At 60.2% G+C, this 20,277-nt stretch carries 27 protein-coding genes and 1 riboswitch; of the genes, 10 read left to right on the top strand and 17 right to left on the bottom strand.

Annotation, left to right across the window (positions count from 1 at the left end; genetic code table 11):
• Positions 1-287 precede the first annotated feature (287 nt).
• Positions 288-623, top strand: a complete 336-nt coding sequence (locus tag E0502_RS09285; RefSeq protein WP_137677740.1) for an Mpo1-like protein — start codon at positions 288-290, stop codon at positions 621-623.
• Here the strand turns inward: E0502_RS09285 and E0502_RS09280 are convergent.
• The 4 genes from E0502_RS09280 to E0502_RS09265 form a co-directional block, all read right to left on the bottom strand.
• The gene (locus E0502_RS09280) at positions 620-1,045 is read right to left on the bottom strand and encodes a GFA family protein (protein ID WP_137677739.1); all 426 of its coding nucleotides are present in this window, start codon (positions 1,043-1,045) and stop codon (positions 620-622) included. The genes E0502_RS09285 and E0502_RS09280 overlap by 4 nt on opposite strands.
• 258 nt (positions 1,046-1,303) lie before the next feature.
• The gene (locus E0502_RS09275; RefSeq protein WP_240048998.1) at positions 1,304-1,888 is read right to left on the bottom strand and encodes a fasciclin domain-containing protein; all 585 of its coding nucleotides are present in this window, start codon (positions 1,886-1,888) and stop codon (positions 1,304-1,306) included.
• A gap of 127 nt (positions 1,889-2,015) precedes the next feature.
• The gene (locus E0502_RS09270; RefSeq protein WP_240048996.1) at positions 2,016-2,441 is read right to left on the bottom strand and encodes a COG3650 family protein; all 426 of its coding nucleotides are present in this window, start codon (positions 2,439-2,441) and stop codon (positions 2,016-2,018) included.
• Positions 2,442-2,524: 83 nt separating this feature from the next.
• Positions 2,525-4,294: a tetratricopeptide repeat-containing sulfotransferase family protein gene (locus E0502_RS09265; RefSeq protein WP_137677737.1), complete on the bottom strand. Its 1,770-nt coding sequence runs from the start codon at positions 4,292-4,294 to the stop codon at positions 2,525-2,527.
• Between the two features lie 388 nt (positions 4,295-4,682).
• On the opposite strand from E0502_RS09265, the gene E0502_RS09260 reads away from it, so the two are divergent.
• A complete protein-coding gene (locus E0502_RS09260) occupies positions 4,683-5,021 on the top strand; it encodes a hypothetical protein (RefSeq protein WP_137677736.1) in 339 nt (112 codons plus the stop codon).
• A 79-nt stretch (positions 5,022-5,100) separates the two neighbouring features.
• Here E0502_RS09260 and E0502_RS09255 read toward each other — a convergent pair whose 3' ends face one another.
• The 3 genes from E0502_RS09255 to E0502_RS09245 all read right to left on the bottom strand — a co-directional run bounded on the left by E0502_RS09255 (position 5,101) and on the right by E0502_RS09245 (position 6,088).
• Complete coding sequence (locus tag E0502_RS09255; protein WP_137677735.1) at positions 5,101-5,445, bottom strand: HPF/RaiA family ribosome-associated protein; 345 nt, start codon at positions 5,443-5,445, stop codon at positions 5,101-5,103.
• A 118-nt stretch (positions 5,446-5,563) separates the two neighbouring features.
• Positions 5,564-5,791: a hypothetical protein gene (locus tag E0502_RS09250; RefSeq protein ID WP_137677734.1), complete on the bottom strand. Its 228-nt coding sequence runs from the start codon at positions 5,789-5,791 to the stop codon at positions 5,564-5,566.
• 84 nt (positions 5,792-5,875) lie between these two features.
• Positions 5,876-6,088 carry a cold-shock protein gene (locus E0502_RS09245; RefSeq protein WP_137677733.1) on the bottom strand — a complete coding sequence of 71 codons (213 nt, stop codon included), beginning with the start codon at positions 6,086-6,088 and terminating at the stop codon, positions 5,876-5,878.
• 332 nt (positions 6,089-6,420) lie between these two features.
• Between E0502_RS09245 and E0502_RS09240 the strand changes: the two genes are divergently transcribed.
• The 3 genes from E0502_RS09240 (at position 6,421) to E0502_RS09230 (ending at position 7,870) form a co-directional block, all read left to right on the top strand.
• Positions 6,421-6,771 (top strand): hypothetical protein, encoded by a 351-nt coding sequence (locus tag E0502_RS09240; protein WP_137677732.1) that lies wholly within the window; start codon positions 6,421-6,423, stop codon positions 6,769-6,771.
• Positions 6,772-6,938: 167 nt separating this feature from the next.
• Positions 6,939-7,412, top strand: a complete 474-nt coding sequence (locus E0502_RS09235; RefSeq protein WP_240048994.1) for a lipocalin family protein — start codon at positions 6,939-6,941, stop codon at positions 7,410-7,412.
• Positions 7,409-7,870 (top strand): YaiI/YqxD family protein, encoded by a 462-nt coding sequence (locus E0502_RS09230; RefSeq protein ID WP_137677730.1) that lies wholly within the window; start codon positions 7,409-7,411, stop codon positions 7,868-7,870. The genes E0502_RS09235 and E0502_RS09230 overlap by 4 nt, the downstream gene beginning before the upstream one ends.
• 107 nt (positions 7,871-7,977) lie before the next feature.
• Here E0502_RS09230 and E0502_RS09225 read toward each other — a convergent pair whose 3' ends face one another.
• Positions 7,978-8,181 carry a dodecin family protein gene (locus E0502_RS09225; protein ID WP_137677729.1) on the bottom strand — a complete coding sequence of 68 codons (204 nt, stop codon included), beginning with the start codon at positions 8,179-8,181 and terminating at the stop codon, positions 7,978-7,980.
• Positions 8,182-8,332: 151 nt separating this feature from the next.
• Here E0502_RS09225 and E0502_RS09220 point away from each other — a divergent pair, with 151 nt between their 5' ends.
• A complete protein-coding gene (locus E0502_RS09220) occupies positions 8,333-8,665 on the top strand; it encodes an alkylphosphonate utilization protein (RefSeq protein ID WP_137677728.1) in 333 nt (110 codons plus the stop codon).
• Positions 8,666-8,708: 43 nt separating this feature from the next.
• Here the strand turns inward: E0502_RS09220 and E0502_RS09215 are convergent, their stop codons facing one another.
• Positions 8,709-9,104 (bottom strand): DUF6632 domain-containing protein, encoded by a 396-nt coding sequence (locus tag E0502_RS09215; protein ID WP_137677727.1) that lies wholly within the window; start codon positions 9,102-9,104, stop codon positions 8,709-8,711.
• Positions 9,105-9,262: 158 nt separating this feature from the next.
• Here E0502_RS09215 and E0502_RS09210 point away from each other — a divergent pair, with 158 nt between their 5' ends.
• On the top strand, positions 9,263-9,700 hold the full coding sequence (locus tag E0502_RS09210; protein WP_137677726.1) for a hypothetical protein: 438 nt from the start codon (positions 9,263-9,265) through the stop codon (positions 9,698-9,700).
• On the opposite strand, the gene E0502_RS09205 is transcribed toward E0502_RS09210, so the two are convergent.
• From E0502_RS09205 to thiC, 3 genes are read right to left on the bottom strand one after another with little or no spacing between them, the layout of a single operon-like run.
• Positions 9,697-11,304 (bottom strand): sulfatase-like hydrolase/transferase, encoded by a 1,608-nt coding sequence (locus E0502_RS09205; RefSeq protein WP_161593747.1) that lies wholly within the window; start codon positions 11,302-11,304, stop codon positions 9,697-9,699. The genes E0502_RS09210 and E0502_RS09205 overlap by 4 nt on opposite strands.
• A 57-nt stretch (positions 11,305-11,361) precedes the next feature.
• Positions 11,362-11,757 carry a DUF4304 domain-containing protein gene (locus tag E0502_RS09200; protein WP_137677724.1) on the bottom strand — a complete coding sequence of 132 codons (396 nt, stop codon included), beginning with the start codon at positions 11,755-11,757 and terminating at the stop codon, positions 11,362-11,364.
• A gap of 26 nt (positions 11,758-11,783) precedes the next feature.
• The gene (thiC, locus tag E0502_RS09195) at positions 11,784-13,694 is read right to left on the bottom strand and encodes a phosphomethylpyrimidine synthase ThiC (protein WP_137677723.1); all 1,911 of its coding nucleotides are present in this window, start codon (positions 13,692-13,694) and stop codon (positions 11,784-11,786) included.
• Positions 13,695-13,728: 34 nt separating this feature from the next.
• Positions 13,729-13,836, bottom strand: a riboswitch (TPP riboswitch).
• A 117-nt stretch (positions 13,837-13,953) separates the two neighbouring features.
• On the opposite strand from thiC, the gene E0502_RS09190 reads away from it, so the two are divergent.
• The gene (locus E0502_RS09190; protein WP_137677722.1) at positions 13,954-14,640 is read left to right on the top strand and encodes a DUF6445 family protein; all 687 of its coding nucleotides are present in this window, start codon (positions 13,954-13,956) and stop codon (positions 14,638-14,640) included.
• A gap of 25 nt (positions 14,641-14,665) precedes the next feature.
• On the top strand, positions 14,666-15,319 hold the full coding sequence (locus tag E0502_RS09185; protein WP_240048992.1) for an SOS response-associated peptidase family protein: 654 nt from the start codon (positions 14,666-14,668) through the stop codon (positions 15,317-15,319).
• Positions 15,320-15,344: 25 nt separating this feature from the next.
• Here E0502_RS09185 and E0502_RS09180 read toward each other — a convergent pair whose 3' ends face one another.
• On the bottom strand, positions 15,345-15,776 hold the full coding sequence (locus E0502_RS09180) for a hypothetical protein (RefSeq protein ID WP_137677721.1): 432 nt from the start codon (positions 15,774-15,776) through the stop codon (positions 15,345-15,347).
• Positions 15,770-16,288, bottom strand: coding sequence for a lysozyme family protein (locus E0502_RS09175; protein ID WP_204517946.1), 519 nt, complete (start codon positions 16,286-16,288; stop codon positions 15,770-15,772). Before E0502_RS09175 ends, E0502_RS09180 begins: the two co-directional genes overlap by 7 nt.
• A 249-nt stretch (positions 16,289-16,537) precedes the next feature.
• On the opposite strand from E0502_RS09175, the gene E0502_RS09170 reads away from it, so the two are divergent.
• Positions 16,538-17,644, top strand: coding sequence for an NAD(P)H-dependent flavin oxidoreductase (locus E0502_RS09170; RefSeq protein ID WP_240048990.1), 1,107 nt, complete (start codon positions 16,538-16,540; stop codon positions 17,642-17,644).
• On the opposite strand, the gene E0502_RS09165 is transcribed toward E0502_RS09170, so the two are convergent.
• The 3 genes from E0502_RS09165 to E0502_RS09155 all read right to left on the bottom strand — a co-directional run bounded on the left by E0502_RS09165 (position 17,641) and on the right by E0502_RS09155 (position 20,207).
• On the bottom strand, positions 17,641-18,237 hold the full coding sequence (locus E0502_RS09165) for a hypothetical protein (protein WP_137677719.1): 597 nt from the start codon (positions 18,235-18,237) through the stop codon (positions 17,641-17,643). The two genes, E0502_RS09170 and E0502_RS09165, sit on opposite strands and share 4 nt — an antisense overlap.
• A gap of 61 nt (positions 18,238-18,298) precedes the next feature.
• Complete coding sequence (locus E0502_RS09160) at positions 18,299-18,745, bottom strand: hotdog fold thioesterase (protein ID WP_137677718.1); 447 nt, start codon at positions 18,743-18,745, stop codon at positions 18,299-18,301.
• A 49-nt stretch (positions 18,746-18,794) separates the two neighbouring features.
• A complete protein-coding gene (locus tag E0502_RS09155) occupies positions 18,795-20,207 on the bottom strand; it encodes a phospholipase effector Tle1 domain-containing protein (RefSeq protein WP_137677717.1) in 1,413 nt (470 codons plus the stop codon).
• Positions 20,208-20,277: the final 70 nt, after the last annotated feature.

Below are 20,277 nucleotides of genomic sequence, written 5' to 3'. Positions count from 1 at the left end.
GAAAGAAAGATAACCGATTTGGTTATATGTAGGAAGGCGCCTTTTTGCGCCATTTCGTACCTTCTGGGGATTTGGCGGTCACAGGATTCGGTCAAACGCGTCCTGAACTATTCTTCCCAACCTTGCTCGGGGTGGCTAAATATCCCGTTCAGGGGGTCAGTGAGGCGGGTGTTCGGATTGATGCAAACGAGGGACGCGACTTGCTTTGCCCGGGGCTCTCTAGTTTGCCGGAAATCGGCGTTGCGCTATCGAACCGGCGGATCTGCCAAGCCAGGGATTGTGAACTCATGAATAGCAGCCACACCACCTTCGCCTCATTCTGGCTCTACTACCTGCGCGAGCATTCGAAAGCCTCGACGCGGGCCTTGCATTATGTCGGGACCACCGTGGTTGTTGCAGTGGCGATTCTTGCAGTGCTGACTGCAAGCTGGTGGTGGCTACTTGCCATGCCGCTTGCCGGGTATTCCTTTGCCTGGCTGGCCCATTTTGCGATCGAGAAGAATCGCCCTGCGACTTTTACCTATCCGCTCTGGAGTCTCGCGGCGGATTTCCGTATGTGGGCACTGTGGCTGACCGGTCGGCTCGGCCCGGAGCTTGAGCGTGCCGGGGTCACCAAAGGCTAACCGGGATTACCCTCGAGCGCAGGCACCTCGCCCGTTTCGACCCAGCCCTGCTTGCTCTTCGCCCAGATATGCACCTGCGGCGTATAGCCATCGGTATCGTCCAGAGTGCCCGCCTTGACGAAGATCATTCCCGGCATCGTGTCGCTGAGCGTGAACAGCGGCGAGCCGCACCGGTCGCAGAACTGCCGGGTGATCATGTTGCCGCTGTCCGCTGTGTCGATGTAGCTGCTGATGTCGCCCGAGACGCTGCAATCGGATTTCGGCACCGCGACGATGGTGCTGAAAGCGCTTCCGCTTTGCCTCTGGCAGTGCTTGCAGTGGCATACCATCGGCATGGCTGGCTCGCTCGTCAGAGTATAGCGCACGGCGCCGCACAGGCATCCCCCGGTGTGTATTGTCGGTTTCGTCGTGTCGTCGGCCATCGGGCTTTCCCTCCCCTGTCATTGCGAACCCTAGCACAAGGCTTCGCGCCGTCACACTGCGCCTTCGCGCTCAGGCCTATTGCCGCGGTCCAGGCATTGGCGGCACCCTCCGCGAGCGCTGGCCCTTTTTCGTCACAGGCGCAACACCGCGGCAAGGGATATGCTTCGCCAGATACGATTGGGGCGCCGCCTGCTGATGCAAGCGGCGCCCCTCTGATCGGCCGATTTGTCCGGCTGATCGCGGTGTATCGTTTTAGCTTATTCGCTGGCGGGCATCACGACGGTATCGATCACATGGATCACGCCATTCGATGCTGCGACATCAGTCGCGGTAACCGTCGATGAGTTGCCGCTGGAATCGGTCAGCACGACGTTCTCTCCATCGACCTTTGCTGTCAGCACCCCGCCATTGACGGTGGTCAGTTCAGCGGAACCGCCATTGTCGGTGATCGCCTTAGTCAGAGCTGCGGCATCGGTGGTTCCGGCCACGACATGATAGGTGAGAATGCCGGTCAGCGTTGCCTGGTTTTCCGGCTTCAGCAGATCTTCAACAGTGCCTGCAGGCAGCTTTTCAAATGCCGCGTTGGTCGGCGCGAAGACAGTGAACGGGCCTTCGCCGCCCAGAGTTTCCGCCAGATTGGCTGCTCCGACTGCTGCGACGAGAGTCGAGAAATCAGGATTGCCCGATGCGACATCGACCACAGTGCCCGGCCCGTCGGTTACGGCATCGGTGGTTTCGGTGTCGTTTGCGTCAACCGCGTCGGTTGCCGGTTCGCCGCAGGCGGACAGCGCCATAGCGGAGGCAAGCATCGGTACGGCGAGAAACTTTGCACGAAAATTCATGAAATCTTTTCCTTGGTCGGTATGAAATGAAGAGCCGTCCCCGGCCCGTTACATCATCAACGACCGGAGCCTTGCCAAGTTCCGAGTTTCTGGGGTGGAGTGCTTTCCGGTCCGCAAAGACGAACCTCTACTGACCTTGCTCAAGCCCGGTGCGCGGCTGGCGATGGGTCCATGCACAGCCCTGACGCTGTTCTTCCCCGATGCGCAGCGTGGCAGTGAAAGGGTAATCGGTATCGGACATGGTATCGCTGCAATTACCTCGGGTCACCGTCATATCGAACGGTTGGCCATCCAGTTCGCCGCTGATGCCGATCCCGCTGTTGCCGGCGAACCGGGTCACCGGGAAGGTCGAACCTTCGATGTTTTCCGGCGTTGTATAGGTCAGCCGCCCGGCGCCGCTCTCCCCGCCCCAAAAGGGCTCGTTCCCGGTAAAATAAACGGTTTCATCCGCCGCAATCCCATCAAAAACCGGCGCGCGATCCGCCGGATCGGCAGGCGACTGGCAGGCTGCGAGCAGCAGCGGGGAAGCAAGCAGCAAAGCGGTTCTGGTCATGGCTGGGTTCATGGCAGGGGTCATGGCAAACACACTACGCATTTGCAGCCTGAGCGGCAATCGCGGTCTTGTGAAAAACCGGCCTATCCCACCAGCAATTCTGTCTGTTTTTCGCGCAAAGCCTCGATCCGGTCGGCAAAAGGAGCAATGTGTGCCGCATAGGGTGCCGCCCCGCGCGATCCCCCCTTGCCAACCGGTTTGCGCACTTGCGCTGCGCTGAAAGTCGGGATCGGCTGAGTCCGGTTCTCAGGCTTCAGATAGGCCTCGTCCCACTCGATCCCTAGCCAGCCGAACAGACGTTTGCTCTGCCCTTCAGGCTCTGCCACCAGAGCAGTATGGTCCAGCAGGATAAACTCCAGCCCGGCGTCGCGCCAGGCAGCAATGGCATCAACCATGTAGTCGAGGTGGTCGATTATCGCGCCAAAATCGCTGGCGTAGTCATAGGCCGCAGAGAACCCGCGCAGGTAGATCGATAGCGCAACATCAGCAGGATCCCGCAGCGAAGCACCGAACCGGGCCCGGGGATGCACTCGCGCAATGCTGCCTGCCACCGCCAGATTCGACGGGTTCTTGTCGACTATCAACTTGCTTTGATCACCCAACAGGCGGGAAAGTCCGCGGCGATCGGCCTGTTCCAGCTCGGCATAGAGCGACGCGCGCTGCGAAGGTTGCATCGCAGCGATCTCGTCTGTTCGCCACAAGAGATGCGGCAGTAAGGCTCCACGCTCGCCGGCACTGGAAATTTCAGGTGCGGCAGACAGGATGGACTGGACCAGCGACTGACCCGACCGCGGCGCCCCGCAGAGGTAGAAATGGGGCGGAGCATGCTTTGGCACCGCAACGGGCGCCATTTCGCGATAGAGTCTTACATGCTGCTTCAGTGTGCCGCGCCAGTCCCGTTTTTGCGGCACAGGAGCAAGCGCATTGCCTTGCTGTGCCAGATCCCAGGCTTGGTCCGTATCGCCTGCACGGTCGTGGTATTGCGCCAATGCCAGCAAAAGCTCCGCACGCGAATTCAGTGGAACCGACCCATCCTGCGCAATCGCGCGCACCTTGGCGAGCTGATCAGGATCGACCGCATCATTGTAGCCGAGAAGCTGGACCATCAATTCGGGTGAATTGATATTCCTTTCGAGCGCCCGCTCGATAATCGCACGCGCTGCTTCAGGTCCCTCGGTCCATAGCGAAAGCGGAGCGAGCAGCGCCGCTGCCTCGCCATCGCCCGGATCTCGCTTCATCAGCCCCTCTGCTATGTGTGTCGCGTCCGCATAATACATTGCGCCCTGATAGAGCCGGGCCAGCAGCAGCGCATCGCTCCGCCCTTCCCCGCCGGCCTTGACGATATCTGCAGGCATGAGCCGTTTGGCCTGATCGATTGCTCCATGCATGTCGCCGACTGCATGAAGGCATTGAGCATAGGCACGGACTATCGGTTTGGGGGCATTGTGGGCGCTGGAAAGAGGCTGCAGTAAAGGTAAGGCCTCACCATGCCTACCCGTCGCGACAAACGCATTTGCAAGGGCAGCTTTAAGCGGCGCCATCCCGCCCGACAGCCGGACTGCTTCACTGTGCTCGGCAATCGCTGCATCCCATTGTCCGGCTTGCTCGTACCCCCGAGCAAGATTGTAGCGAAACATCGCTTCACCAGGCTCGGCGGCTGTTGCTGCCTGCAGCTCGCTCAGCGCACGTTGCAGATCACCCGACATCAACAATGACAGCCCGAGCATCGAACGGGCTTCGACGCGGGTCCGGTCGTCGAGCGTGCCTGACAGCGCCATCTCCAAAGCCTGTCGTGCCTCGCTGTAGCGCCCAGCGCGCAGCTCGCTTTCCGCCTTGTCCACCAATGCGCTCATGTTTGCCGTGCATCAAAGAGTAACTTCATGGCGGCTCCCTGCGCAGCAGCAGCCAAGCTGTCAACTTGCGCTCAACCCTCACGCGGAGCGACGGAGCAGCACATCCTTGTCGGTGCGAAGCCATGTCGTGACGAGTTTGCGCAACATTCTCCCTATCATCAAGCAATGAAAAGGGATCGGGAGCTTGTTGTATGACTGATGCGGCCAAGTTGAATGCGCCCAGTACAAGCCAGCGACTGTTGCGCACAGCGCCAGGCCCGACGCCGGCAAGTGCTCGCGCGGCAAGGAAATGTTGTAAAATCTGCGTTCCGTTTCGCTTTTCTCCAATTATTCGGGATTCTTTCGCGCCAATTGTCTGGTCAGGTCACGGTCGCACAAGGAATCGCACGTGGGAATTTGGAAAATGCGCAACGCCGATGGCGCGGTAGAAATTTATGTCAACGCGGCGGGTGACGGGCTCGTGACCGGCATGGTCGAGTTCGAGCACAAGAGCTACACAGTGACGGGCCAATGGGCCGCTGCGGGATCGGTCAAAGGGCGCAATTATTCCGCCTTCACACTGAGCGGAAGTGACGGACGCAGCGCCCCTGAATTCATTGCCGCCGCCGGTACGATGAAGGGCCCGGGCAATGCGCCTGAAACAATTTCGCTCAATCTGATCCGCACAGACTCGACCGACGGCCTCCAATACGGCTGGGATGGAGAGCTAAAGCCTGAATACGTGTGAACTGGACGTGATGATCAGTGCGGTTTGAGAAGGCATCCGTTGCGATCCTTCGCCCGGCTGATTGCTTTCTCTGGCGGCGTCACATCACCTTGTCTGGGCGCGGATCGTGCTTGTGGCGGGTTTCCTTGCCGAAATGCCGATCGAGACGTTGGGCCAGAGTATTGCCGGCGATCCGCGCGGCCGCGTCGACATCAGGCGCCTTACCGGTCACACCGATAGGTTTGCCGCCGCGCGGGCGCGCTTCGATTGTGCAATGCTTGTCATCCGGCCCGTGCTTGGCACCGTTAACGTCGGAGACATGAACTTCGATCCGCGTCAGCCGATCTTCATAGCGCGCCAGGCGGTGGCGCAGCTGAGTCTCGATCCGCTCGGCCACATTGTCCGTGCCCATAACGCTGCTGTCGGTGTTGAACTGGAATTGCATGCGCGACGCTCCTCTTTTCTCTAACTACCAATATTATTCATATAGGTAGCGGGATTGCGCTTTGCATCCTGTTCTTGGCGAGCGATCGAGAGGTGATCAGGCAATTTTCGCAGTAGCGTCAGGCTTCTTCGCTGGCTGCTGCTTCTTCGTCTGCAGCGCGCTGCTCGGCCTTTTCGCGTTCAATTTTTTCGCGCTGCTTGGCAACGGCGCGTGCCTGGTCGGCGAGACCGCGCCAGGTTTTTTCCGCACGCAATTCGCGGTCGCGGACATTGTCGAGCTGTGCTTTTCCAGCCGCCGTTGCAGCCTCTTTCGCACGCTCCATGTAGAAATCGTATGTTTGTGCCATTCGGATCGTCCCTTCATCGCGGGATAGAATGTGAGCGGGCGCGGCAATGGCCATAAGCCCGCCGCGCCCGGTCACGATGTGTCGTTAGTCAGCAGACGACAGGTTTACGGCGCTTTCCTTGCCGTTGCGGCCGATTTCAACGTCGTAGTTGAGACGCTGCTCTTTATCGAGCGAAGTCATGCCGGCTGCCTGGACGGCAGTGATGTGAACGAAGCTGTCGTTCGAACCGTCGTCCGGCTGGATGAAGCCATAGCCTTTGTCGGCGTTGAAGAATTTTACGGTGCCAGTCTTGGCCATGCGATGTTCCTTTCAAGAACGTATTATTGTCTGCGGGCAACATACCCCCAGGTCGTGCGTGAAATCGTCCGAAGAAAGGAAGTCGTCGTCTGGTTTACGCCGGGGCCCATAAGCGAAAAACGCAGGCAAACGGCGGAGCGCAAAAGTCGAAGTCCGTCGCAAATTTCGACGTCAGCAAAATGCCTTTAGCACAAGTGGGGCGAAACGCCTAACGATTGCTGCAACCGCACAATATGTGCCCGTGGCGCATTCTTCCAATCGCTAGATTGCCGTGACTGCGAACACACCTCCAGCAGCGCCGGATAGCGCACGAGAAACAATGGGAGAATACGATGTCGGTATGGAAAATGTGCAGCAAGAAATATGACGACGGCACCTGCCAGTTGATGATCGATTTCAACAATCAGGACGCCACTGGTGCGATGAGCGGCACGCTGACGTTTGAAGACCAGGTATTCAACATCACTGGAAACTGGGCTGCATCAGGCTCGGTCCCTGGCCGTAACGCGTCAGCTTTCGGCCTCTATGGCGTGAATCAGCAGGACGCGACCAGCTATGTCGCGGTCACCGGCACGATGGTGGGGCCCGGCAACGCGCCGGAAAGCATCGCCATGAACCTGATCCGGGCCAAATCCTCCGACGGAGACCAATACGGCTGGAGCGGAACATTGCTGCCGATGTAGCAGCCACAACTACGAGAGACGGTCATATACCGAGGGAACTTTCCCCACCGGCGCGGCATTTGATTGCCATGAAATTGAGCCGTATCCCATGCCTGCTTCTTCTCGCGCCCGCTTTGCTTGCGCTATCCGCTTGCGTTGGTTCTCCCGGGCCGGTGGGGAATGCGAGCGTGCCGGAACCCGCGAAGCCGGTCGCGCTCGAGAGCTATCTTGGCACATGGTTCGAATATGGCCGCTACGAAGCACCCTTCCAGAAGGGCTGCGAAGGGGTAACCGCCGAGTACAGTCTGCGCGATGACGGCAATATCCGTGTGGTCAATTCGTGCTACGAGGGCGGACTGGATGGCGAGTTCAACCAGGCGACCGGCAAAGCCAGGATTGTCGGCGGCAGCGATGGCGCGAAACTCAAGGTCAGCTTTTTCGGTCCGTTCTACGGCGACTATTGGGTGCTCGATCGCAGCGCCGTCGGGGCGGACGGCCTTTATGATTGGTCCATCGTGGGCGAACCGAGCGGGCGGTATCTGTGGATGCTCACCCGCGAAGCTCAGCCTGACGCGGCCCTGCGCGCGCAGCTCGAAGCGCGGGTCAAACAGCTCGGCTACGACTGGAGCCTTGTTCGCCTGACGCAGCAACCGGAACAGTGACAGCCGGCCCGACGATACTGGTCGATGCCGATGCCTGCCCGGTGAAGGACGAGGTTTACCGCGTGGCCGAACGCTATCAGGCGCATGTTCGCGTGGTCAGCAATTCGCCCTTCCGTGTGCCGGTGAGCGAGCGGGTGAAGCGCGTGGTGGTGGACGACAGCTTTGACGCGGCGGACGACTGGATCGCAGAAAACGCCGGACCGCGCAGCGTGGTGATAACCGCCGACATTCTATTGGCAGAACGCTGCCTCAAGGTCGGCGCGACAGTGCTGGCGCACAACGGCAAGCCGTTCGACACCGCCAGCATCGGCGCGGCGGTCGCGACCCGCGCCATCATGGCAGACCTGCGCGCCGGGATGGACGGAATGACCGGAGGCCCGCCCCCGTTCAGCAAGGCGGATCGCTCGCGCTTCCTGCAGGCGCTGGACAAGGTGCTGGTGGGGATGAAGCAGGCGTAACATTCGAAGTTCGGCATCGGTGCCCTCCCCCCGATCGCACGCGAGGCCGTACGCAAGAAAAGAGCGGGCACCTGGCCCGCTCCTGTTTCGCTTTATTCTGGCTCGCCTCAGTCGTTGACGATGAAAGTGATCTTCAGCGTGCAGCGCCATTCGGTGATTTCACCGTTGGACACAGTGGCCTTGGTGTCTTTCACCCATACACCCTGAATGCCCTTGATGGTCTTGGAGGCGCGCTTCACGCCTTCACGGACGGCATCTTCGACGCTGGTGGGTGACGAGGCAATGATTTCAGTGACTTTTGCAACTGACATGGAATTTTCCTTTTTTGTTCCGGTGATGCTTAATCAAGCTCTGGAAGTGCGCGTTGTTCCGAGAAGGCGGGATGGGCCAATGCCTCATACAACACCGAATAGAGGCCTGGCGCCGCTCGACAGGCACCCATGGCTGCCGCATAGCGCTGGCATGAACACATCCGATCACGACCCATCCGCCGATGATTACGTATATGACGAAGACAGCGGCGAATGGATGCCCGCATCCGAGCTCGCCGCAAAGCAGGCCGCCAGTGCCGACGCCGATCAGGTCGAGGTCCGCGATGCCGTCGGCAATCTGCTGGCGGACGGCGATCAGGTGACTCTGATCAAGGACCTCGACGTTAAAGGGGCCGGCAAGACGCTGAAACAGGGGACTGTGATCAAGAGCATCCGCCTGACCGGAGACGCGCAGGAAATCGACTGCAAATATCCCGGCATCAAAGGCCTCGTCCTCCGCGCGGAATTCGTCAGGAAGCGCTGAGCGGCGAGCAGCGCGCCCTGACCTTCACCTGAAGCACCCTAGCCTAGGAAGACGATGCAGCACCTGCCGCCGGATTGCGTGACAGCCACCACAGAACCACCGCGACCAGCAGCAGAGCCGGGACATCGCCGAGCAAATGTCCGCCATGCTCGGGCGCCTGAAATGCCTGCACCGCCATGATCAGCGCGTGAACCACGCTGGACCAGATGGTAAAACGGATCAGCGAAAGATGTTCTGCCGGGTTGCGTGCCGCCAGGATCAGGCACACGCCGAGCGTGGCATAAACGCCGACAATCATGGCGTAATACTGACTGGCGAAGGGCGCACCCTCATGCCACATCCAGCCCGCAGGCCACACCAGCGCAAGCGGATAGATGAGGCAGAAAACCACGCCGAAAACGAACAGTGCGACCTGCAGATAGGTGTATTTGCCAAGCATGACCGGGCCCTCTCCAAAAGCGACCCGGAACTGCGATACTACTCCCCCGTGCGGGCATTGGCAAATCGGCCGGTGGGCAAGCGTGGCGGGGAAAGGCCAGCAAGGTTCACGGCTGCCGCGCATGTTGACACACAAGTGTATTATATAGATACTACACCATGCCTTCCGAACTCATGCGCTCGCTCGCCATCATCATTTGCCTGCTGTTCCTCGCCTCCGGACTTGTCCGCATCGGAGTCAGCATCCTGATGATCGGGCAGGCATCCGGCTGGTGGATGTTCACCGGCGAAGCGGTGGAGGCGCTGGCCGACACACAACGCTTCATCGCCGAAGCTCCGCTCAATTTGGTGGGCTTCACGCCCCTCACCTATTTCGGCTTTATCGCCTTTATGGGCGTGACCATATGCCTTGGCGCCCTTGGCCAGATCTGGCGCAAGCGCTGGGGGCTGGCCCTGATCGGCATCTATCTGCTGAGCCACGGCTTCCTGTTCGTGAACTTCGCAACGGTAAACCCCAAACTGGGCCTGTGGGGACTGGCAGTGGCTCTGACGGCGATACTGGTATGGGCCAATCGCGCGCCTGAAGGCGCGCCCTAATCCGTTTCAGCTCGGTCGGGCGGGCGAAAGACTTCCTCGGGTTCGATCTTTACCCAACCCGGCGGAATTCCCAATCGCAGATGCATCTGAACAGCAAACTTCATAGGGTCATCTGCGCCGCCACCCAGTCCCTGACCGTAATCGCGAACGACATCGTCTACACGATATCCCATAGCTAGCAGCAACTCCGGGAAAATCTGGTAGTGACTGTTGGAATCACGCTTTGGATTCTTATCCAGCTGCGTTCCCGTCTCTAACACAACCAACGGAACCGCACCCTCTTCCATTGCAGCATCTTTGCGGCAATGTGTTATCGAGCCGGGATCCTCGTGCTCGTAGAAAGTCTGCCCGTGGTCGGAGGTATAGATGATCATCGCAGTGTCCGGGTTTTGCCCAGCCTCGCTAAACAGCCGGTCGAAGAACGCACCCACACTCCAATCCAGCGCGTTGCGATAATTGTTGCGGTAGAGCTTCCAGAATTGCTCATCCTTGGACAGCGTACTTATGTCGGCTTCGGGCATGAACCGCCCGCCACCAGCTGGGTACATGCCCGTCAGCGGGAAGTGCGCGCCAGCTTTGCTCGCCAGAATGAACTCGGGTTTCCCATTGTTTAACCGTCGGGCCAATTCATCCGCGATATACTGGTCCCGTTGGACCAGAGCGATATCGTCGAAATAGATTTCTTCATCGATCAGTTCGCGCTCCGCGTCAGTCATATAATTTTCATTTAGCCCGCCTCGCTGACCATATATATAGACAGTCCGCATTCCCGCATTCCGGGCATAGGCCCAAATTGAGGGCGCGCGAGCGATCTTTCTCTGGAAGTCTTCGCGCCCTGCGCCAAAGCGCAGTCCCACATTGGTTGTCATCGAACAATTGGTCATGCTCGCAGCGATCCCAAAATCGCGAGTGCTCCAGTTCGGTCGTTTCATCGCCAGACCGGAATAGGCACCGCCTACCGCATTCAGATCAAGGTAATTAGCCGAAACCGATTCATCGACGATCAGGATGATGTCGCGATCTGGTGGCGCTGAGTTTGCCATGATCGTTACATCGCTGCGTGCACCAGCGAGTCCGTGAAAACTGTCAACGACATACAGCCCGGCATAACCGATGCCCTGCCAAGATGCCGGAATACCGCGACCCTGACCGTTCCGTTCCACCAGTAAGCTGATGATACCTGCGCCCGCTACAATCGGGATCAGAGCAACAAGCACGGCTAAGCGCCGCGCAGTCGGCGGAGGCTTCAACGAAATCGCAAGGGCCGTCAACAGCGCCGCCCCGCCCGCAGCAAGTAACCCAAGCCAATGCAACGCGAACGCATCAATCAGCGAACTGCGCGCATCAACCACAGTTACAAAATCAAAATAGCTAGTGGCTGTCCCGACCGAGAAACGGTAACCCAAGACCATCCAGGCGCCGAGCGCCAAAACCAAACCATAGGTCCATCTCAGGACCACATTTTGCACCAAAGCTGCACAGAGAAGCGCACCCGCCAACACCGCAAATGCAGCGATCACACGCAGGAACAGCGAAGCCCCCATTTCCGCCCACAAGGCCGGCCAAGCGGCGATATCAATCACCAGCACTGCCGCGAGCAGCATTGATTTGACCAGCAGCCTACTCATTCCGGCACTGAAATTGCGCCGTGCCGCACGGCTTCAAGCTGCGCCCAAAGCACGGAGCGTGCCTACAAATTGCCACAGCTCGGGCTGAACCAGTTGTCGGTTAATCTCGCGCGCCACCTCTTTCGGGTCGCGGTCCGCGAAGGCGAACCAGTGGTCGCCGTAGTTCACGCGGAAATCGGCGCCGAGGCGGTGGCGTTCTTTCAGGTAGCGGCTTTTGGCCTTGGCGGCGGGGATATGTTTGCCGTGGAAGTCGAACCCGCTCGCAGCCACGCGGCCCAGCTCCACCACGAATGCCGCTCCGTCACGGCGAAACTGGAAGGTCAGCAAGTCCACCGCGCCCCCGCGCGGGCGATGGAAATCGGGCAGCGAGCCTTTGAAGCCGAGCGTGCGCAAATGGGGCACGACGATCTGCTTGATCGCCGTGTCCATGACTTCGCGCGGGGTTTCGGCGGTGCCTATTCGGTTTCGCTTTCCGGCAGATACAGCTGCTCGCCCTTCGCCTTATACAGCGCGCTCATTTCCTCCATGCCTTTCAGTGCGGCCTGACGACTGGCTTCCGCAGTGTCCGCGCCCGAGGCGGTCGCTTCGAGGAAGCTGTCAGGATCGGCGTTCTGCTTGCTGGCGAAATCGCGCACTTCCTGGCTGATCTTCATGCTGCAGAATTTCGGGCCGCACATGCTGCAGAAATGCGCGGTCTTGGCGCCTTCTGCGGGCAAGGTCTGGTCGTGATATTGCTCCGCCGTTTCAGGGTCCAGGCTGAGGTTGAACTGGTCGCGCCAGCGGAATTCGAAGCGGGCTTTTGACAGTGCGTCGTCGCGCACCTTGGAGGCCGGGTGGCCCTTCGCAAGGTCGGCGGCGTGGGCGGCCAGCTTGTACGTGATCACGCCGACTTTCACATCGTCACGGTCGGGCAGGCCGAGATGTTCTTTCGGCGTGACGTAGCAAAGCATCGCGGTGCCGTACCAGCCGATCTGCGCCGCGCCGATGCCGCTGGTGATGTGGTCATAACCCGGCGCGATATCGGTGACGAGCGGGCCGAGCGTATAGAACGGCGCTTCGCCGCACACCTCGAGCTGCTTGGTCATGTTTTCCTTGATCTTGTGCATCGGCACGTGGCCCGGCCCTTCGATCATCACCTGCACATCCGATTTCCACGCGCGGTGGGTCAGTTCGCCCAGCGTGTAGAGCTCGGCAAACTGCGCTTCGTCATTCGCGTCCGCGATGCTGCCGGGGCGCAGGCCGTCACCCAGCGAATAGGCGATATCATAGGCCTTCATGATCTCGGTGATGTCGTCGAAATGCTCGTAGAGAAACGACTCCTTGTGATGCGCGAGGCACCATTTCGCCATGATGCTGCCGCCGCGGCTGACGATGCCGGTGACCCGCTTGGCTGCCATCGGCACATAGGGCAGGCGTACGCCAGCATGGATGGTGAAGTAATCGACGCCCTGCTCGGCCTGTTCGATCAGCGTGTCGCGGAACACTTCCCACGTCAGGTCTTCGGCCACACCGCCGACCTTTTCCAACGCCTGGTAAATCGGCACGGTACCGATCGGCACTGGGCTGTTGCGGATGATCCATTCGCGCGTGTCGTGGATGTTGCGGCCCGTGCTGAGGTCCATCACCGTGTCCGCACCCCAGCGGGTGGACCAGACCATCTTGTCGACTTCGGTCGCGACATCCGATGCCACCGCGCTGTTGCCGATATTGGCGTTGATCTTGACCAGGAAATTGCGCCCGATCGCCATCGGCTCGCTTTCCGGGTGGTTGATGTTGTTGGGGATGATCGCCCGGCCACGCGCAACCTCGTCACGCACGAATTCGGGTGTGATCAGCTCCGGGATGGACGCACCCCAGCTTTCCGCGCCTGCACGGTTGGCGGCGATCAGTTCGGCATTCATTTCGCGGCCCAGGTTCTCGCGCTCGGCGACATACTCCATCTCGGGCGTGATGATGCCCTGGCGGGCATAGTGCATCTGGCTGACGTTCTGGCCCGATTTCGCGCGCAGCACGCGTTTGTGGACATTGGGGAAGGCTGGCACGCCGCCGCTGCGGTCCGGGCCGAGTTGGCCGTTGTCTTCCGGTTTCACTTCACGCGCGTCGTATTCCTCGACATCGCCGCGCGCTTCGATCCATTCGCGGCGCAGTTGCGGCAGGCCGCGATTGATGTCGATCGTGGCATTGGTGTCGGTGTAAGGGCCGGAGGTGTCGTAGACCCGTACAGGCTCTTCCCCGCCTTCCAGCTGGATCTCACGCATCGCCACGCGGACCCCGCTGCCGGTGCGAGCGCCGACATGGATCTTGCGGCTGCCGCGGATCGGGCCGGTGGTCACTCCAATGTCGAATTTGCTGTCGATGTCGGCCATGCGCGTATTCTCCTCGTGGCGGAGCGCGGATGTCCGGACAGACAGGCCCGCTCCCTCCGCCGATGCTAATCGGTTCAGGTTCGACGGGTCGGGCAGCGCAACCTGCCCCTCTCAGCGAAAGCTCGCTCCCCGGGGATGGGCAGGGTCTAGGGCGAAACGGCGCGCCAGTCCAGCAGAGCATCCAGTGGCGCATGCAGGGGCGCATTCAGGGCCTCAAGCTGATTGACTACCCCCGCCCCGATGCGCCACCACCGCAGCCATGCAGCCACTACCCGAACCCAAAATAAGCGTCCGCCAAATGGGGCGTGAAGGCGAACCGCTGGTGGTGATCGACCAGTTCAGCGGGATGGTCGATGAATTGCTGGAGGCGGGCTATGCCGCCGAATACCAGCACGCCGGCGCGTCCTATCCCGGCATCCGCTCATGGGCCGAGCCGAACTATCTCGACCGGCGGCGCGATTTGATGATGCAGGTGATGCAACGCGTCTTCGGCTTTACCAAGGGCGTCCGGCTCGATGCCTCGACCTTTTCGCTGGTCACTGTAGCGGAAACTGATCTCGCCCCGCTCCAGCGGATCCCGCATTACGACCATTCCGGCGGCGAAGTGGTGGCAGTGATGCACTATTTGCTCGGGCCGGAGACCGGCGGGACGGCGTTTTACCGCCACAAGCGCACCGGCTTCGAGACAGTCACGCCCGACCGCGAGGCCGCCTATAATGCCGCGCTGGCGCAGGACGAGCAGGAGCACGGGATGCCGCCCGCCAGCTTTCACCACGGTGACAGTGATTGGTTCGAATTGATCGACGAGGTCGAAGCGCAGCCCGACCGGCTGGTGCTGTATCGCGGGCGGCAGCTCCATTCGGGTGTCATTCCCGATCCGGCCGTGCTGTCGGACAATCCGCGCAAGGGCCGGCTGACGATCAACATGTTCCTCGTCGGGTCGTAACGCTGTCACCGACCGGGCACATGGCGTGACGCTGCTCTATCGCCTCGACGCATCCGCAGCCGCTGTGTCTGCGCGTTTCGGAGCGCGCGCGGGCGATGATCCGTGGGCCGGTGGCTACGCCGCGCCGGGCAAATTCGCCCCGGTGATAACCGCTGGGCGCGAGTTTATCGCCGGGCCACGTCCGGCGGGGAAGCCGCTCCAGCCGCGCATGGTGCCGCGCCTCTGGGGAGTGCTACCTCCGCCCTCGGCAGACGATCCCGCACGGTTGGTGGCGAGCGTGCGCAATCCGGACAGCCCGTTCTGGATCGGCAATCTGCGCAACAGCGAGTTCCGCTGCCTTGTGCCGGCAACTGCATTCATGGAGTGGGGCAGCGGCACCGACTACGAAGGGCGCCGCTTGCGGCACTGGTTCGCGCCGGATGACCAGCCGATGTTTGCCATGGCCGGCGTGTGGAAAGACAATGAAGTCCCCGGCTTTGCACTGCTGACGCGCGGCGCTGCCGGAGTGCCGAAGGAACTGGGCTGCAAGGCGATGCCGGTCGTCTTGCCGGACAGCGAAGAGGCGCGCCAGATCTGGTTGCACGGAGGATGGGACAGCGCGCGCAGACTTGTCGATGCACCGGCCCAACTGAGTCTGCGTAATGTATCCGACGAGGGTCACAAGGCAGGTCAGACGTAAGGCAAATTGTCTTGCCAGTTAGCTCTCAGTTGTCTGACTCGACCATATCGAAGGACTCGCAAGTCAGCGGATTGGCAAAACCCATGAAATAGACGAATCCGACCCGGTTCGCAGTATCGTAAAAAAGGCTGGCTTCAACCGGCTCAGAAGCTTCGTCCGGCTGATCTGCGATATCCTCCGGAAATTCCCGAGACAGATCTGCAAAATCGACACGGAAGTCTCCGCGCACGACTGCGGCTTCTATCTCCCCTGACCAGCAGCCCGAATAGGCACAGACCTGCAATGTGTCACCGCTACGCGAAACCGAAAAAGGCGTGAACGCATCGGTGGTCGCTTCGCAACTGCCGCCACCACAATTCACCTGAACAGCTTCGTTCCGGCACACGATGCCGCCGTTTGCCTGAGCATTACCCGTCAGCGCGACCGCAGACACCGCCAAAAGCATCGTTCTCACCATTTTCCATTCTCCAGTGCTTGCTGAAATTGCAGCGCATGCCTTGCAATCAAAAGGTTCTTGTCGGTCCCGTTGATGATCCGCCGGGCGCCCTTGAACTGGAGTTCCGTCGCCGGGCCGTTCTCAGGAAGATGCCTGGCAAAATCATGCCGCCCATGTCTGTCGCCAGCGAACCATCCCTCAATCATTCCGCACCGCATGATCCGTGCTGCGATATCCGGCTCAAGAGCGAGGTCGGGATTCTTCGTCAGCGAGCCGCCCAGCTCAAGTTCCTCGTCGGCACGTTCGTAATTGGTTTCCCAGGTCAGCTGGACGTAACCGCGACCGTACCACGGCCAGTAACGCAAATTCTTCTTGCGCCATGCCTCTGACAACCAATAGGCTTCGCGCACGGGAAGCATCGTTGCATTTGTTTCGTGGTACGCTGTAGCCAGCCCGTAGGCGCAATAAGCGAGAGGAAGATTCTCCATGGCAGCAAGAACCGCATTGCAGCCGTCAACTTCCTTGCGGCTCAAGGTTGGCCCGAGCAAACCACTTCGCAAAAGCGCGAAAAACTCTTTTGGATCGAAAGTCGCCACATTCACGCTCCCCCGTGTCTGGATAAATAGCGGCCCGACTTTTTATTGCCGCATTTCTAACACTGTAGACCGCCGCCCTCAAGTAAAAGTCCATCGCGTGATGCAACGAGAATTGGAGAGTGACCGCCAATTAATCCTGTGCCATGCTTTACCACTGAACAGGGAGCCGAAACTATGCCGTTTCGCATGACCGAGATGGTGGGATGCGAATTCCCGCTGTTCGCTTTTTCGCATTGCCGCGATGTCGTCGCTGCAGTCAGCCGCGCGGGCGGTTTCGGGGTGATCGGTGCGGTCAGTTTCACGCCCGAGCAATTGGAGCAGGAACTCAACTGGATCGACGACCACGTCGACGGCAAGCCTTACGGTGTCGATGTCCTGATCCCGGAAGTCCAGGCGGTCGAAAAGCAAGTGACGGCGGACGAGGTCGTGGCGATGATACCGCCGGAATATCGCGATTTCACGCGCCAGATATTGCGCGACTGCGGTGTTTCACAAGATGGCACCGCTCCGTTTGGTGGATCGCACCGGCCCAACACCTCGCTCGGTCAGGAATTGCTCGAAGTCAGCTTCAATCACCCAGTTCGGTTGATCGCCAACGCGCTGGGCACCGCTCCACCTGAAATGATCGCAGCGGGCAAGAAGCACGGAATACCGGTCGCAGCGCTGGTCGGCGCGAAGGAACACGCGATGAAACAGATCGACGCCGGGGTCGATATCATCGTCGCGCAGGGCGGCGAAGGCGGCGGGCATTGCGGCGAGGTTTCAACCATCGTGCTTATCCCGGAAGTCCTTCAGGCAATCCGCGATGCGGGCAAGGACATCCCCGTGCTCGCCGCCGGAGGGATCATGAACGGTCAGCAAATGGCCGGGATGATGGCGATGGGAGCAGCGGGCGCGTGGTGCGGCAGCGTATGGCTCGCGACCAGCGAATCCGAGACGACCGAAGTGTTTCGCGAGAAAATGGTCGCTGCGACCAGCCGCGACACGATCCGCAGCAAGCACCGTACCGGCAAATTCAGCCGCCAGCTGCGCAGCGGATGGCATGCCAGGTGGGAAGAGGCCGGCATCCCCGCCCTGCCCATGCCGTTGATGATGCTCCTGTCAGAGCCCGTATTGCGCGCGATCGACAAAGCCGCAGTGAACGGCAACCCGCAAGCGCAGGGGCTGTGCACCTATTTCGTCGGCCAGGGTGTGGGCCTGGTGAAGGAGGTGCGCGGCGCGGGCGCAGTTGTGCAGGATTTCAAGGAAGAATTCGCCGCCGGCTTCGAGGCGTTGGCAGGTAATTTCGATTAAGCGTCCTTATGCTTTCCGGTCACGATGATCGCGGCTGCAAGAAACAGCGTGGCGGCTGTTCCGCTGGCACCGGCAGGAAGCATCAAAGCCATACCTTGCGCCATTGCACCGGTGTTCGCCAGCATCGCGGCAGCGCCGGACACAACGGCAAGGCCGCCAAGCGCCTTGCCGATGCCGTTACCGCATTTCACAGCGCCAAGCCCGAATAGAATTGCGCCGAAACCGAACAGGAACTTGCCTGAGAAATAGAGGAAGAACGCGCCCGCAAGAATCGCTTCGAACGCGGGCGCCATTGCCTCGCCCGCGTCCTTTACCGGGCCGAACATGGCAAGGCCCATTCCGACCTGGATCGCGTTGATCATCCCGCCAGTGGCAATCGCCGCCCACGCTGCGGTCAAGGCGCGCCCCTTGGCCAATGCCACCAGGGCGAACACCGCGATGGCGAGAAAGGCGACCGCCTCAACCGTCCAGATGACCGGCCGGTTGATTTCGGCGCCCTGACTGGAGAGCGTAAAATAAACGAGTTGCGTCACGACCATCGAAACGAGGGCGACTGCAACGATTTGTGCCGAGCGGCGTGCACTGATTTCCATCGACTTTCCCCTTATAGCTGCACGCTATACGCTGAATGGAGCTGCTTGGTTACGCTTTGCGCTATTTCCGGTCGAGCGGGATGACCGCCATTGTCAGGCGCGAAATGCAGACAAGCTTGCCATTCTCGTCGGTTATACGGATCGACCATATCTGCGTGGTGCGTCCGATATTCTCCGCCTTGGCCGTTGCAGTCACATAACCTTGGTAGGCCGGGCGAACGTGGTTGGCGTTGATCTCCAGCCCGACAGCAACGTGCTTTTCCCGATCGACGCAAAAACTGGCCGCGACCGATCCCACTGTCTCTGCCAACACGACGGAAGCACCGCCATGCAGGCGTTTGAAAGGCTGCTGCGTGCGCTCGTTGACCGGCATGCGTGCCGAAATCCAGTCGTCGCCGGCTTCCAGAAATTCGATGCCGAGAAAGCCCGGCATGCAATCATCCCCGAGGCTGGTCATGGGTTCGAGCGGCGGGCGCTGGTCATTCCACCAAATGGTTTTTTTGCTCATGACAGGCGGTTTGGCGCAGCGCAGTCGCTGTGTAAATCATGCCGTAACGTCAAGCGGGTCCGTGCACCGCCGGGCCATCGAAGGGAATTCGCAGACGTGTGCCGGGCATGACATGGTCGGGGTCGTCCAGCCGGTCTCTGTTCGCTTCAAATATTTCCAGGTAGCGGGTCCGGGCACCGAGATAGCGCTCTGCGATCAGAGAGAGCGTCTCGCCCTGCAACACGATATGCTCTGATTTGAGTTCGGGCAGGCGGGCGTAAGGCCAATTCTCGATCTCTGCAGCAATCGGCAGCAGCGCTCCGGGACGATAGGGTTTGCCTTCGGACAGCGCGCTTGCCGGAGCGAACCAGCGCTGCAGCGTAGCAAGCGCCAGCGCTGACAGGCTTTGCGGCCCAGCCCTCGGCGAATGAAACAGCCGCCGGATCGTGCCAATCGGGAAGCGCTGACCGATTGTCTTGGCCGCCTGGTTCTGCACCGGGTCGAGGCTGTCGGGCCGAATCTGGAAGGCCTTGCTGTCATTGTCCGCCCTGAGTTCCAGCCCCGCCCGCTTCGCTCCGGTCAGGATCCATGCCAGCGCGCCGTCGGACAAGCCTCTGTGCGCGCCTCCCCCGCCGACCGCGCCATGCACACCGGGAAACCACTGTTCCTGATAGGGCTGTTCCCACGGGCTGAACGGTGTTGTGCGGCCCCGGGCCGCCCGCGCATTGAGTTCGTCCACTTTGGCGCGCCCGAAGAGGGTGGCCCGAAAGGTCGGGCGAAGTTCATCGAGTGCCACCGCATGGCGGGCCGCCTTGATCTTGCTGGTCAATACGGCATCATGAAAACCGTATTTGGCGTTGATCCATTTCGAACCGGGCACCAGTTGCGGCACGCCCAGCGCGCTGACAGTGTCCCACGCCCCGAGAAAACGAATATTGAGCAAGACCGCCTTTTCCGGATCGAAATCAGCATCGATGCGCTTGCGGAATTCAATGTCTTCATCGCTGACACAGATGGCCTTGCAATGGCGTGCACGAAAGCGAAGGGCGCTGCCCGATTCCTCCCCGGTGTTGCCGACGACCTTGCCAGCATTGCGGTAGATCTCGATCGCCTTGTCGATCTGGTTGGCACTGACAACATCGAGAATACCGGCGTGACGGATGAATCCGATGAATGTGCGAGCGGTAAACGCCCCGCGCGAGAAGCCGAAAGCGTAGATTTCATCGCCCGGTTCGTGATTGAAGATGAGAAAACGATAGGCTTCACGCAGATTGTTCATCAGCCCCTTGCCGGTGATCCCCTGCCAGCGCTGATTGACCCACGATGTGTTGGTGCCGATCCCTTCGTCATAATAGACGATCTGGTGCGTTCCGCTGCGCGCCACCGGGCGGACCATCTGAGCCACTGTCGCGACATTGGTCGGCACATCTGCAGAGAGCCTGTTCCATGTTCCGTCGAAACAGAAAATGAGCCGTTTCGCCATGTAAGTATTCCTCCCCGAGCGAAGGTTTTACTCCATTTTCCGGTCAAAAGCGAACAGGCATAAGAACAGG

This window comes from Parerythrobacter lutipelagi (genome assembly GCF_005434975.1).
GTDB lineage: Bacteria > Pseudomonadota > Alphaproteobacteria > Sphingomonadales > Sphingomonadaceae > Parerythrobacter_A > Parerythrobacter_A lutipelagi.
This window is presented reverse-complemented; position numbering and strand designations above follow the sequence as displayed.

Bases quoted from the DNA above. Each gene is read 5' to 3' on its own strand.
- E0502_RS09255 (WP_137677735.1), bottom strand. From the start codon at position 5,445: ATGCAATTCCAGTTCAACACCGACAGCAGCGTTATGGGCACGGACAAT.
- E0502_RS09180 (WP_137677721.1), bottom strand. From the start codon at position 15,776: ATGGTGAGAACGATGCTTTTGGCGGTGTCTGCGGTCGCGCTGACGGGT.
- E0502_RS09165 (WP_137677719.1), bottom strand. From the start codon at position 18,237: ATGGAAATCAGTGCACGCCGCTCGGCACAAATCGTTGCAGTCGCCCTC.
- E0502_RS09155 (WP_137677717.1), bottom strand. From the start codon at position 20,207: ATGGCGAAACGGCTCATTTTCTGTTTCGACGGAACATGGAACAGGCTC.
- E0502_RS09170 (WP_240048990.1), top strand. From the start codon at position 16,538: ATGACCGAGATGGTGGGATGCGAATTCCCGCTGTTCGCTTTTTCGCAT.
- E0502_RS09160 (WP_137677718.1), bottom strand. From the start codon at position 18,745: ATGAGCAAAAAAACCATTTGGTGGAATGACCAGCGCCCGCCGCTCGAA.
- E0502_RS09270 (WP_240048996.1), bottom strand. From the start codon at position 2,441: ATGACCAGAACCGCTTTGCTGCTTGCTTCCCCGCTGCTGCTCGCAGCC.
- E0502_RS09250 (WP_137677734.1), bottom strand. From the start codon at position 5,791: ATGGCACAAACATACGATTTCTACATGGAGCGTGCGAAAGAGGCTGCA.
- E0502_RS09205 (WP_161593747.1), bottom strand. From the start codon at position 11,304: ATGCTGCTCGCGGCAGTGCTGGTGATTGATATCGCCGCTTGGCCGGCC.
- E0502_RS09265 (WP_137677737.1), bottom strand. From the start codon at position 4,294: ATGAGCGCATTGGTGGACAAGGCGGAAAGCGAGCTGCGCGCTGGGCGC.
- E0502_RS09285 (WP_137677740.1), top strand. From the start codon at position 288: ATGAATAGCAGCCACACCACCTTCGCCTCATTCTGGCTCTACTACCTG.
- E0502_RS09220 (WP_137677728.1), top strand. From the start codon at position 8,333: ATGAACACATCCGATCACGACCCATCCGCCGATGATTACGTATATGAC.
- thiC (WP_137677723.1), bottom strand. From the start codon at position 13,694: ATGGCCGACATCGACAGCAAATTCGACATTGGAGTGACCACCGGCCCG.
- E0502_RS09280 (WP_137677739.1), bottom strand. From the start codon at position 1,045: ATGGCCGACGACACGACGAAACCGACAATACACACCGGGGGATGCCTG.
- E0502_RS09240 (WP_137677732.1), top strand. From the start codon at position 6,421: ATGTCGGTATGGAAAATGTGCAGCAAGAAATATGACGACGGCACCTGC.
- E0502_RS09275 (WP_240048998.1), bottom strand. From the start codon at position 1,888: ATGAATTTTCGTGCAAAGTTTCTCGCCGTACCGATGCTTGCCTCCGCT.
- E0502_RS09210 (WP_137677726.1), top strand. From the start codon at position 9,263: ATGCCTTCCGAACTCATGCGCTCGCTCGCCATCATCATTTGCCTGCTG.
- E0502_RS09215 (WP_137677727.1), bottom strand. From the start codon at position 9,104: ATGCTTGGCAAATACACCTATCTGCAGGTCGCACTGTTCGTTTTCGGC.
- E0502_RS09245 (WP_137677733.1), bottom strand. From the start codon at position 6,088: ATGGCCAAGACTGGCACCGTAAAATTCTTCAACGCCGACAAAGGCTAT.
- E0502_RS09225 (WP_137677729.1), bottom strand. From the start codon at position 8,181: ATGTCAGTTGCAAAAGTCACTGAAATCATTGCCTCGTCACCCACCAGC.
- E0502_RS09190 (WP_137677722.1), top strand. From the start codon at position 13,954: ATGCAGCCACTACCCGAACCCAAAATAAGCGTCCGCCAAATGGGGCGT.
- E0502_RS09200 (WP_137677724.1), bottom strand. From the start codon at position 11,757: ATGGACACGGCGATCAAGCAGATCGTCGTGCCCCATTTGCGCACGCTC.